This window comes from Roseofilum sp. SBFL, assembly GCF_017746885.1.
GTDB lineage: Bacteria > Cyanobacteriota > Cyanobacteriia > Cyanobacteriales > Desertifilaceae > Roseofilum.
The window spans coordinates 36350-47409 of the sequence record NZ_JAGHZH010000026.1; the positions used below are offsets into that span (position 1 = coordinate 36350).

The window sequence follows — 11060 nt, forward strand, 5'->3', positions numbered from 1 at the left end:
CATCCCATACTCCATGCTAAAGACCGTTCATTCAATTCCTGGGCGAATTCGCTTGCGAGTTCCCGAACTGAAAGAAAATTCTACTTATGCTTCTCAACTGCAAGCAACCCTGTCTACTTGGCCGGGGGTGAGGCATGTTCGCATTAATCAGTTATCGGCTTCTCTAGTGGTTGGTTATGCTCCTGAAGTTTTGCAGGAAGGGCAGATCAGACAGACTGTAGAGGATTGGATCGAAAAGATTAGCCAGAATCTTACTCCAGAACCACATCCTGCTCTACCGAGTCAAGACAGTTCAGAAGGGTGGTCAAGTTTACGTCTCCCGTTGGTGGCGACTTCCCTGGCTCTGCTGAGTCGGACTCTCCCTCGATGGGTTGGCTTGCGTCCAGTGACAACGATCGCCTTTCTATTGATTGCTTTTCCAGTTGCCAAACGAGCATGGCAGAGTATTGTCAATGAACAGCGCTTAAATATTGATTGTTTGGATTTTCTGGCTCTCAGTTTAAATGCGTGGCAAGGAAAACAGGTGACTCCGATGATGGTGATCTTGCTCCATGAATTGGGGGATATCATCCGCGAACAAACGGCTAGAGCAACGGAAGTGCGGACGGCGGACTTACAAGAGGCGATCGGGCGGTTTGCTTGGGTGAAACTGGAAGAAGACCAACCTCCACAGCAAATTCCTAGCGATCGCGTGGAAGTCGGCCAGACAGTTATCGTTTATCCTGGGGAGCAAATTCCTGTCGATGGCACGGTATTGCGAGGTGAAGGCGTGATCGACCAACAGCAGCTCACTGGGGAAGCCATGCCGGTGGTTAGACAGGAAGGAGAATTGGTATTAGCTTCGACATTGCTGCGATCGGGTCAACTGTATTTGCGTGCCGATCGCGTAGGTAACCAAACCCGCGCTGCTTTGAGTCTCGCCCTATTGCAAAAAGCTCCTGTCCATGATACTCGCATGGCTAACTATGCCGAAAAAATCGCCGATCGCCTGATTTTACCCTCTCTATTTCTCGCTGCTCTCGTTTGGCTCACCACAGGCGATCCCTCTAGGGCAGCCGCTATCCTGACTCTAGACTTTGTAACCGGCATTCGTGTCTCCATTCCCACCGCCTTTTTAGGCGCTTTGAACCATACGACTCGCCATGGCATTTTGGTTCGCAGCGGTCGGACGTTAGAACAATTGGCGGAAGTGGATACAGTAGTATTTGATAAAACGGGAACTCTCACCCAAGGGATTGTCACAGTATCGGGAATTACTCCTTTCAATGGGTCATCTGAGGAGCGAGTGCTACAACTAGCCGCCGCCGCTGAACAACGGCTGAATCATCCTGTGGCTGAAGCCATTGTTGACTATGCCCATCAGAAGGGGGTAACCATTCCTTCACGGGGAGAATGGTTCTATGAACTGGGTTTAGGGGTTCGCGCTCAAATTGAAGGTCAGGAGGTTTTAGTTGGCAGTCAGCGCTTTTTACACCAGGCTGGCATTGAGTGGGAAAGTGTAGATGGCAGACAGGTAGAGACACAGATAGATACCCCCTCTGAGATTTATGTGGCTTGTGAGCAGCAGTTTCAAGGTGTTATCCACTATCGCGATCCCCTGCGTCCAGAGAGCGATCGCCTAATTCAAACTCTACAAAAGAGTTATGGCATTGATGTCCATTTGCTAACGGGCGATCGCCCCCAACGAGCGGCTCAAGTGGCCCAGGAACTGGGTATTCCGACCTCCCAAGTGTATGCCGAAGCGTTCCCCGATGATAAGGCTCGGATTTTGCGCGATTTACACCGTTCTGGGCGGACTGTCGCCTTTGTAGGAGATGGTTTAAATGATTCAGTTGCCCTCGCTTATGCCGATGTAGCGGTGTCTTTTGAACAGGGTTCAGAGATTGCTCGGGAAACGGCGGATGTGGTGTTGATGAATAATAATTTACTTGATTTACTCGAGGCGATTTCCATTGCTCGTCAAACCCGCAATCTGATCGATCAAAATATTGCCTTGGTGGTTGCCCCTAATTTAGCGGCGTTGGGGTTAGCGTCGAGTGTGGGACTGCATCCTTTGCTAGCAACTGCTATTCACAATGGATCGGCGATCGCTGCTGGAGTCAATAGTCTGCGTCCCCTTGTCGAGCATCAGTTGACAGTTAAAAGTTAGGCAATAGGCAATGGTAGCAGCTTGGGAGAATATACATTTTGTCAAGGACTAAATATAGAGTGAAGAAAATTTTGTAACACTATTTATGGATAATTCAAGGAAAAGGTAAAAACGGTTTTTCCCTATTCCCTATTCCCTATTCCCTATTCCCTATTCCCTTGTCCCCACAGCTCCCTACTTTAAGATTGTTAACAATAGTTCTCATTAGTTGCAAAAATTCTGCTAGGCTATGGGCAGAAATCAACCTTTCTACATGGTCTTCTAACCCCTATGTCTCTGATTCATCTGGAAAAGTCCATCGTGACTTTTCATCTCAAGGAAATTCTCGAAGACGGACACGGTAATCATCCCCTATTCTGGGTTGGATTAGGCGTTTTAGTTTTAGCCCCTACCCTGTTACCCGATCGTCAACCGGTGAATCGACGGTTGAATAAAGAGGGCAGAACAGGAAAAACAGAAATGTCTTTATCTGAGTGGGTGGCTCAGGCACAAAAAAATAGAGTCGATGCTTGACAGTTAACTGTTGCTGTCTACAACTCTCAAGTTAAAAGACAAGGGGCCCCTAGCCCCTTGTTTTGGTGAGTTTCTCCGAGTTTACAGCACCCTCAAAACGATCCAAGAGGGCTGTAACTGAACCGTTAGGTTAGGAATTCGGGAGGGATTTGTTCTCAGTCTGGGCATGAACTTCGGCTTTGGCTTCAGCCGCAATATCCGCGAGGCTTTCGGCCGTTTCCGCTAAGGTAGATTTGGTTTTTTCATACCAAGTAACTCCCGTTTTAATGGTGGTTTTTAAAATCGGTTTGACCAACGGCAAAATGACAGGTGCAAGGGCAACGGTAGCGACTCCGACGACGATCGCCTTGGTGTTGGGGTTACGGGTGAGTTCGCCGACTCGCGCTCTTAGTCCCATGCCTTCTTGATGCATCATTACCATAATTGAAGATCCTGTTGCTAAGTTCAAATAAAATGTAGCTCACATTCTCATCTATTGTACCCTAATTGAGAAAGAAAAACCAGACCGATCGTTACAGAACTTCGTACTGTACTGGGTAAGGAGTAAGACGTTACTTAACGTTTCCGATGATCTGGGATATCCTGTAATTGATGTTGTGCCAACCTTGAAGTAGCCTTGAGTCAACCCAAACTCTTGCACAGTCGCAATCCTTTGTATCGACCCCTAACGGCTATCCTGTTGGGGGGACAGGCGATCGCCCATATCCTAGCCGGAAAAATTCATCGCCGAAATACGATGGAGCAGATGATTAACGTCGGACCCGCATCGGTGGCGATCTCTGTGATGACGGCGGTTAGCGTCGGTTTCGTGTTCACCATTCAAGTTGCCCGTGAATTCATCAACTTTGGAGCCACTACTGCGGTTGGGGGGGTTTTGGCGATCGCCCTAGCCAGAGAACTCTCCCCCGTCCTCACTGCCGTCGTTGTTGCTGGGCGCGTCAGTTCCGCCTTTGCTGCCGAAATTGGAACCATGCAAGTGACCGAACAAATCGATGCCCTCTACATGCTCAAAACCGATCCCATCGATTACCTCGTCATTCCCCGATTAATCGCCTGTTGCTTAATGGTTCCCCTTCTAAGCCTCCTGTCCCTTGTCATGGGGATTGCCTCCGGTTTATTCATTGCCCAAGCTCAATACCGCATCCCCTACTCCGTCTTCCTCTCCTCCGTACAAAACTTCATGACTCCCTGGGATGTCTTTAGCTCTGTGATTAAAGCCTTTATTTTTGGAGCCTTAATTTCTGTCATTGGCTGTAGTTGGGGACTCACCACCACTGGAGGTGCAAAAGGGGTGGGTAAATCCACCACTACGGCTGTAGTTATTTCTCTGCTCTCGATCTTCATGACTGATTTTGTCCTCTCTTGGATTATGTTCCAAGGTATGGGTACATCCTCGATTCAAGGGGTATAACCCTTCTCTGGAGCAACGATTTAGTCCATAAATCCTGTTATCTAATTGGCTTAAAGGCATATTGAGAACTTGATAAAAGATAGGGGGCAAATTCTAGGGAGATGCTGTTTACAAATCCTCAAACATGCATCTTTTGCATATACTCTATGTTTTTATTTCAATAGGCATTTTTTTTCGTAGTTTATCTTACAGAATATCCTAGATAATCTGGATATATACAAGTTATATCTTGGACAAAAAAGAATTGAAATTGTCTATAGCAGGGAATAAGTTAGTGAGAACAAGCAATTGGCTTAGAGTCAATTGTTATGGGCTAATGGGACAATTTTCTATAAGTCCTAAGTATTTCTTAATTGGCTATAGCAATTCTCTTTTCTATGGAGTACAGCTTGAAGTCTTAGATCCTAAGCAATAGCTTGTATTTCTTAGGATCTAGTGCGAAGCGCTATATCACCCATACTGCATAAGGAGAACACCAAAAATGTCATTAAAAGTCGAACTTCTGGAAGAGAGCTTTGAAAAAGTGAAGTCAGAAGCGAATGAATTTGTCGAGAGTTTCTATACCCATTTGTTTGCGGATAATCCGGAAGCTAAACCGTTGTTTGAGCATACGGATATGAAGAAACAAAAGCAAATGCTTTTGCAATCTTTGGTCTTTACAGTAGAAAATTTGAAAAAGCCAGAAGAGTTAAGTAATGCACTCAAAGGCTTAGGGGCACGCCACGTTAAATATGGGGCCCTTCCTGCCCATTATCCCCTAGTTGGTGGGGCACTCTTGAAAACTTTTGAACAATACTTAGGGGATGATTGGACTCCTGAAGTCAAACAAGCTTGGATTGATGCCTATCAAGCGATTACCGAGCTGATGCTTTCCGGTGCAGATTACGATAAAGCGGAAACCCAACTTTCTTAAGTCATGACCAGCAATTTGCAGCGGTTTCCTCTTCTGAAAAATATTCTTCAAGTCAAGACAGCTATTATTGCAGTGGTCGTTTTGTTACTGATTTGGGGAATTGCTGCGTTTGCCTTAGATCAACGTCAAATCTTTCTTCCGGGAGTGACATCAGATGGGCACACGTTAATTGAGGCTTCTTGTAGTTCCTGTCATCAAGGATTTAAACCGGTCAGTAATGAAACTTGTATGCGTTGTCATGAAGCGGAGTTAGTTAGTGATATTCACGGCCCGAAAAAGTTTCGCGATCCCCGTTGGGCAGAATACCTCAGTAATTTAGATGTGTTAACTTGCACTGCTTGTCATGCGGAGCATGTCCATATGTTTGGTCGCGGGGTTCACCTGAAACCGGATTTATGTATGGCTTGTCATGAAGGAGTCATTACTGGAGAGATTCCCAGTCATAAAGGGTTTGAGCCAGATGGGTGTTGGACAGCAGGATGTCATAATTTTCACGATCATCGCTCGATTTCGACGGGTTTTTTGCGGGAAAACTTGAATCAACCCATCCTATTACCGAAGCCAGAAATGCCGAATTTAGAAGTCACTCTGACCGAAAGTAAACCCCCTAAACCCGATTTAGGTGAGGAGTTTCTGGAGGGAGGAGGATGAGAAGAAACAGCATTTTTCTGATGGTATGGCTATGGTCTGTGGTGATGTTGTGGGGTTGTAACGGGGCGATCGCCTCCCCAATCTCCGCCGAGCGAGTAACAGAAATTACTCAGCAATGGGAAAACAGTGTTCATGCTCTGGCTGATGTCAACTGTTCCACTTGTCATCAAGAGAGCAAAACGAAAACCTTGGTGGTGCGTCCAAACCAAGAAAGTTGCCAAAGTTGCCATCAGCAACAGGTGGATACATTTCTGCTCGGTAAACATGGTATTCGTACGGCTGAAGGACTGTCTCCCTTAACGCCAAAGATGGCGCACTTACCGATGAAATCCTCTGCTCAGGGACAGTTTATGGGGTGCAATACCTGCCATGATGTCCATCAACCTGACACGTTTAAGGCTTCTGTAGACTCCTGTTTGCAATGCCATGATGATACCCATTCTCTCAATTATGGGGACTCGAAACATGGTTCTCTGTTTGCCGCATCAGTTAGACTGCCTCGCCCGAGTCCGGATCTGGTGACCTGTGCAACCTGCCATTTACCCCGCACAGTCCATGAAAATACCAATTCGGTGTTTGTGAATCACAATAACACTTACAACCTGCTCCCGCGCGATCGCATGGTGAAGGATGTTTGTATGAATTGCCACGGCTTGGAATATTCCTACAACAGCATCTTTGATGATGAGTTGATTGAGGGCAATTTTCACCATCCCCCTCAGCAAGATTTAGACACGCTGAAATTGGTGAGAGCGCTAGAAGAAAAGCGAACCGCTTCAGACTCTGAATAACAGATTTGTTCACCTAATGGAAAACCGACTATGCTTATCCTCAGAACTTGGATACGTTCACTTAAACTGAAAACCATCAGCTTATTCGTTTTAGCGACAGCTATTTGTCTGACTGCTGTTTCTTGTGCTGGAGGAAACAGCAATAGTTCGACTCAAACCAGTGGTATTGATCCTGCTCTTGTGGTTGATTATATCCATACAGTAGCCGAATCCGATCGTACTGCCTACACTAAACATGTGGTTAACCGGCTGAAAACACTCGAAGGACAAGATAAACCCAATGGAGTCGTTCCGGCAGAAGCAACGGAAGCTTGGCAAGATGCCAATGGTATTCCTTTACCCGCGCAAATGTTCCGTTTAGGTGCAGAACTGGCCTCGGAACAAGGTGCATTCACGTATGGTTTAATTTCGCCTTGGTTTATTAATGACGCGCAAGCCCCCAGAGGGGAGTTTGAAGAGGTGGGGATGCAAAGCGTTATTGACAGCGGTGAACCCTATAAAGATTATCGGGAAATTGCTGGTCAAAAATATTACTCTGCCATTTATCCCGATGTGGCGATCGCCGAAGCCTGCGTTACCTGTCACAACGACCATCCCATCCATAAAGAACGCTATCCCGATAAAGTCTTTGAATTAGGAGATGTTATGGGTGGTGTTGTGGTTAACTTACCCCTTGAAGGCACTTAATCCATTTCTTTTTTTAGGTTTGATTTAGGGAGGAATGCAACGTTTGTATTCTCTCCCTTAATTTCAATTTAGCTTATCCACAATGAAACCCAAGTTTTCCACCCTCATCCTCTTAGCCGTAATTTGTGCTATTCTGCTCACTCCTTTTGTTTTCAGTCCTAACTATATCCCCGTTCTACGCTTAAATGACTTCGATCTTTATTTAGCCTTTCAGAGCGAACTCTATAAGCAAATTACAGGATATTTATCCCTGTCTTTTGTACTACTAGAAATGGCGCTAACTCTCCGTAAACGAGGAAGAAGCTGGAAAGTAAAAATCAAGGTTCCGGGAAGTATTCAGCTCTGGAGAAGCCTACATATTTTTCTAGGTATTGCCTTAGTGGGCAGTACATTTATCCATACCATAGGAGTGCGAGGTTTCAATTTTAATGCCATTTTCCTATGGGTCTTTTTCTTGGTCACCTTATCCGCTTTAGTCGGGGTAGTTGCTGAAACTGGAATTGTAGAATCTTCCCAGCGTTATTTCCGATTTAGTTTATCTCCTTCTCCTGCCAGTACCGGCATTTCTAAAGGAGTTTTGATTCGCAATTTACGGGGGATATGGCTAACCAGCCATATCATTTTAGTCAGCATGTTTTTAGTTATGCTAGTCTTTCATATCATCATTGCCTACTATTATCAATAATGCCGATTGAGACGATCAAAAAAGTCATTTTAGGATTAGCATTGATGGCCGTATTTGCTTACTTCTTTCTGCTACCCAAATCTCCTGCGTTACTGCCCTCTAGTTTAACCGGTTTGCAGCAACTTAAAGCCAGTTCCCAAGTTGCTGTTCCCTATCGTATTGCGCTCAATAATCATTTACCGACAGTGATTGAATTTTATGCCGATTGGTGTACTACCTGTCAAGCTATGCCTCCTACCGTTCGGCAGATTGAAAAAGAGTATGAACATAAAATAAACTGGGTCATGATTAATATCGATCGCCCAGAATATACCTATCTTATTGAAGAATATAACGTGGAAGGTGTCCCCCAGTTTATTTTCTTCAATACTCAACAAGTTGTTCAGGAAATTCTAATGGGAAAAATCCCTTCATCTCTACTGGTTGAACAAGTTCATTCATTACTAAATTTTGATGATACATCACCCAATCAGGAGCTGAGATAAACTTGACTAATCCATGGGATTAATGGGGAACATTTAAGGCTCCCGTGTGTCTTAACCAATCTTTTTGATCGTCAGTCAATCCTTGGGCATCCGTAAATGTTGCTCCCATAAATTCGCAGTTAATGAATTGAACATCTTTCCAAATAGTCCGTTCTAAATTGGCATCCTGGAAACTGGTTTCAACCAACTTGACTTCATCGAATAAAGCGGATTCTAGATCGGTAGACAAGAATGAACAGTGTTCTAAGACACTATTGGTAAAGGATGCATTGATACATTTAGCCCCTAAGATCTCTGTATCTTTCATCTCAATAGATCGAAAATAAACTTCACATAAATTTGCAGATACAAGACTAGAGTTGTGTACCTTGCTCCTTAAAAAAATAGACCGATGCAAATTAGCTTTTTCTAAATTAGCATCTATCAAAAAACTGCCACTTAAATCTGCGTTTTCTAAAATAGCCGAGCGCAAAACTGATTCAGTAAGATTACACTGCGTCAACTGAGAATAAGTCAGATTAACTTGGGTTAAATTGGCAGAATTTACATTAGCTTTCTGAGCTTTGATTTTTCTCAGGTCTGACTTATAAAAATCAGCATCAACACCATTCAAGCGATCTAAAGTTGCACCATAAAGTTTCGTATAACGAGCATCAATAGATCGGCAATTGGCACTGTTTAAACAAGCTCCATTGAGTTCAGCACGGAATAATTTAGCACACACTAAATTAGTTTCGGTCAAATTGGCTAACATCAAGTTGGCTTCAGAAAAGTTTGTCCCTTGACAAAAGGCTCTAGATAAATTTGCCCCCCGTAGATAGGCTTGACTAAAATCACCATCATCAAGGATACAACCCTCGAGATTAATCCGGCTTAATTCAGCCCTAACAAAAGATTCTCCGTCCTGGAGTTGGTTGATAACTTCTTCGGCTGTGAATAAACTCATAAAATTAAGGTAATAGATGACAAAACTTAACTTCTAGCTTATCGCTTAATTGCCCGTTTCTGCTACTTCTGTCATCCTGAATACAACTGGATCTTCTCAAACCAGTAAGGTAGACAATAAGAAAACCCTTTGATCATTCTTGAAACTGTTAAGATGAATACGCCTTTGATCCGGTTCTTTGGCTCGATCCAGTTTGCTGTTCCCCTTCTGGCTAGTATTGTTGCTATTTTAATCGGAGCGACAATTTATGAGTCTCAAGTTGGCTCGACTGTGGTACAACATCTGATTTATAAAAGTCCTTGGTTTGGGATGTTGATGTTCCTGCTGGCAGTCAATTTATTAATTTCGGCACTCACGCGCTATCCTTGGCGAGGCTCTCGTAAAGCGGGATTTGCTTTAACTCATATTGGACTGGTTTTGATTATTGTAGGCTCGGCGGGAGTTATTCATTTGAGTTTGGAGGGAATGCTACCGTTAAGAGAAGATCTAGCGGGCAATAATCAGATTCGGGTTGAGGGAGATTTATTAGAAGTGATGACTGCTGAAGGTGAAGCTGAACAAAGGGATATTTTTATCCGTCCCGATGGCTCTATTTCTCCTTCTTCAGTTCTGGGACTTTCTTTGTTAGGTTATGCGGAAAATACGGTGGAAACCGTTCGCTTTAAGGACGGAGGAGGCACGAATAATGTGGCTTTGAAGGTGCGGTTAACCAGTGCGCGAATGGGACAAGAGGTGGAACAATGGTTAGGGTTTGCACCCCTACCTTATCGTAGGGTAAGTTTGGGGCCGGCTGAGTTGAGGCTGATGGTTGTGGAGAGTGAGGAAACAGTGCGGGAGAAGGTTACGGCACTGGCTGATACTTCAGAGGGGAATTATTTTCAGGCGATCGCCACTTCATCCGGTAAACTTTATTATGCTACCCATTCCTCTCAAGGCTTCCAATCCGGTATTCTAAAACTGAATGAACCGATTGCACTGGGTTGGGCAGACTTTGAAATTACCCTAGAAGAGCAGCTTACCCATGCTGAGATTGACCGTCAAATTGTACCGGTTGGCGATCGCAGCGTGCAAGGCACTCCCGCTATCCTAGTCAAAACAGAAACAGGAATCCAAACCTGGCTCCCCTGGGGAGAACCTACCGCTATTCCTGCACCCGATGGTGATATTCTGGCAGCATTTACCCCTAAACTTTTTTCCCTTCCCTTTCAAGTAGCATTGCAAGACTTTATTGTAGAGCGTAATGAAGGTTCTGAGAGCGTCGCCATGTGGACAAGCAAAATCCAAATTCAAGACCCTCATCAGCATATTAGCAGCGATCGTACGGTCTGGATGAACCACCCCACCTGGTATCAGGGATGGAAAATCGCCCAAGCCTCCTGGAACCCTGGAGATTTACGCCAATCTACCCTACAAGTCAAACGCGAACCCCTGTGGATAACCCTACTCACTTGGACAGGTTCAGCCCTCGTCGTTGTCGGTATTGGTACAATGTTCTATGGTAAGGCTATTCACAAAAGCCTCACCCATTATCCATCACCCATCTCATTCAATTTGTTGAACCCTTGGATGAATTGAGTTTTGCCCAAGATAGTAAGACTCAGTTGGCTATACTCTATGCTCTTTCGATTATCGGAGAAGCAACAAAGAAACTCTCTCCAGAATTCCGGACTCAACATTCCACTACAGCGCTTCGCGCGGTAATAGGTAATAGGTAATAGGTAAACCATTTTTCACGCTATAATGCCCATTCTTCCGGCTTTTCATGGGAAGGCACTCTCAAGGAAAATTTCGATTACTGTACCTCATAACATCGAAAAGTGCTGTATCCC

Annotated in this window: 13 protein-coding genes; 11 read left to right on the plus strand and 2 right to left on the minus strand. The window is 44.7% G+C overall.

The window, feature by feature from the left end; all coding sequences use genetic code 11:
• The first annotated feature begins 13 nt into the window (after positions 1–13).
• On the plus strand, positions 14–2149 hold the full coding sequence (locus tag J7545_RS02665) for a heavy metal translocating P-type ATPase (protein WP_318701940.1): 2136 nt from the start codon (positions 14–16) through the stop codon (positions 2147–2149).
• A gap of 270 nt (positions 2150–2419) precedes the next feature.
• A complete protein-coding gene (locus tag J7545_RS02670) occupies positions 2420–2662 on the plus strand; it encodes a hypothetical protein (protein WP_318701939.1) in 243 nt (80 codons plus the stop codon).
• Positions 2663–2792: 130 nt separating this feature from the next.
• Here the strand turns inward: J7545_RS02670 and J7545_RS02675 are convergent, their stop codons facing one another.
• On the minus strand, positions 2793–3083 hold the full coding sequence (locus tag J7545_RS02675; RefSeq protein ID WP_318701938.1) for a DUF5132 domain-containing protein: 291 nt from the start codon (positions 3081–3083) through the stop codon (positions 2793–2795).
• Between the two features lie 195 nt (positions 3084–3278).
• Here J7545_RS02675 and J7545_RS02680 point away from each other — a divergent pair, with 195 nt between their 5' ends.
• The 7 genes from J7545_RS02680 (at position 3279) to J7545_RS02710 (ending at position 8285) form a co-directional block, all read left to right on the plus strand.
• The gene (locus tag J7545_RS02680; RefSeq protein WP_318701937.1) at positions 3279–4073 is read left to right on the plus strand and encodes an MlaE family lipid ABC transporter permease subunit; all 795 of its coding nucleotides are present in this window, start codon (positions 3279–3281) and stop codon (positions 4071–4073) included.
• 481 nt (positions 4074–4554) lie between these two features.
• Positions 4555–4986: a globin family protein gene (locus tag J7545_RS02685; RefSeq protein ID WP_318701936.1), complete on the plus strand. Its 432-nt coding sequence runs from the start codon at positions 4555–4557 to the stop codon at positions 4984–4986.
• Between the two features lie 3 nt (positions 4987–4989).
• Positions 4990–5637: a cytochrome c3 family protein gene (locus tag J7545_RS02690; RefSeq protein ID WP_318701935.1), complete on the plus strand. Its 648-nt coding sequence runs from the start codon at positions 4990–4992 to the stop codon at positions 5635–5637.
• Positions 5634–6428, plus strand: a complete 795-nt coding sequence (locus J7545_RS02695) for a cytochrome c3 family protein (protein ID WP_318701934.1) — start codon at positions 5634–5636, stop codon at positions 6426–6428. The genes J7545_RS02690 and J7545_RS02695 overlap by 4 nt, the downstream gene beginning before the upstream one ends.
• A 30-nt stretch (positions 6429–6458) precedes the next feature.
• Positions 6459–7115 carry a DUF3365 domain-containing protein gene (locus tag J7545_RS02700; RefSeq protein WP_318701933.1) on the plus strand — a complete coding sequence of 219 codons (657 nt, stop codon included), beginning with the start codon at positions 6459–6461 and terminating at the stop codon, positions 7113–7115.
• Positions 7116–7197: 82 nt separating this feature from the next.
• The gene (locus J7545_RS02705) at positions 7198–7800 is read left to right on the plus strand and encodes a hypothetical protein (RefSeq protein ID WP_318701932.1); all 603 of its coding nucleotides are present in this window, start codon (positions 7198–7200) and stop codon (positions 7798–7800) included.
• A complete protein-coding gene (locus J7545_RS02710) occupies positions 7800–8285 on the plus strand; it encodes a thioredoxin domain-containing protein (RefSeq protein WP_318701931.1) in 486 nt (161 codons plus the stop codon). The genes J7545_RS02705 and J7545_RS02710 overlap by 1 nt, the downstream gene beginning before the upstream one ends.
• A gap of 19 nt (positions 8286–8304) precedes the next feature.
• Here the strand turns inward: J7545_RS02710 and J7545_RS02715 are convergent, their stop codons facing one another.
• Positions 8305–9231, minus strand: a complete 927-nt coding sequence (locus J7545_RS02715) for a pentapeptide repeat-containing protein (RefSeq protein ID WP_318701930.1) — start codon at positions 9229–9231, stop codon at positions 8305–8307.
• Between the two features lie 153 nt (positions 9232–9384).
• On the opposite strand from J7545_RS02715, the gene J7545_RS02720 reads away from it, so the two are divergent.
• Both J7545_RS02720 and J7545_RS23875 read left to right on the plus strand, forming a co-directional pair.
• Positions 9385–10806: a cytochrome c biogenesis protein ResB gene (locus J7545_RS02720; RefSeq protein WP_318701929.1), complete on the plus strand. Its 1422-nt coding sequence runs from the start codon at positions 9385–9387 to the stop codon at positions 10804–10806.
• Entirely contained in the window at positions 10803–10946 is a 144-nt protein-coding gene (locus J7545_RS23875; protein ID WP_413038649.1) for a DUF86 domain-containing protein, read from the plus strand. Before J7545_RS02720 ends, J7545_RS23875 begins: the two co-directional genes overlap by 4 nt.
• Positions 10947–11060 lie beyond the last annotated feature (114 nt).

What these genes read in the sequence shown, in the direction of transcription:
- J7545_RS02715 (WP_318701930.1), bottom strand. Translation starts at nt 9,231, where the DNA reads ATGAGTTTATTCACAGCCGAAGAAGTTATCAACCAACTCCAGGACGGA.
- J7545_RS02695 (WP_318701934.1), top strand. Translation starts at nt 5,634, where the DNA reads ATGAGAAGAAACAGCATTTTTCTGATGGTATGGCTATGGTCTGTGGTG.
- J7545_RS02710 (WP_318701931.1), top strand. Translation starts at nt 7,800, where the DNA reads ATGCCGATTGAGACGATCAAAAAAGTCATTTTAGGATTAGCATTGATG.
- J7545_RS02665 (WP_318701940.1), top strand. Translation starts at nt 14, where the DNA reads ATGCTAAAGACCGTTCATTCAATTCCTGGGCGAATTCGCTTGCGAGTT.
- J7545_RS02675 (WP_318701938.1), bottom strand. Translation starts at nt 3,083, where the DNA reads ATGGTAATGATGCATCAAGAAGGCATGGGACTAAGAGCGCGAGTCGGC.
- J7545_RS02685 (WP_318701936.1), top strand. Translation starts at nt 4,555, where the DNA reads ATGTCATTAAAAGTCGAACTTCTGGAAGAGAGCTTTGAAAAAGTGAAG.
- J7545_RS02670 (WP_318701939.1), top strand. Translation starts at nt 2,420, where the DNA reads ATGTCTCTGATTCATCTGGAAAAGTCCATCGTGACTTTTCATCTCAAG.
- J7545_RS02720 (WP_318701929.1), top strand. Translation starts at nt 9,385, where the DNA reads ATGAATACGCCTTTGATCCGGTTCTTTGGCTCGATCCAGTTTGCTGTT.
- J7545_RS02690 (WP_318701935.1), top strand. Translation starts at nt 4,990, where the DNA reads ATGACCAGCAATTTGCAGCGGTTTCCTCTTCTGAAAAATATTCTTCAA.
- J7545_RS02700 (WP_318701933.1), top strand. Translation starts at nt 6,459, where the DNA reads ATGCTTATCCTCAGAACTTGGATACGTTCACTTAAACTGAAAACCATC.
- J7545_RS02705 (WP_318701932.1), top strand. Translation starts at nt 7,198, where the DNA reads ATGAAACCCAAGTTTTCCACCCTCATCCTCTTAGCCGTAATTTGTGCT.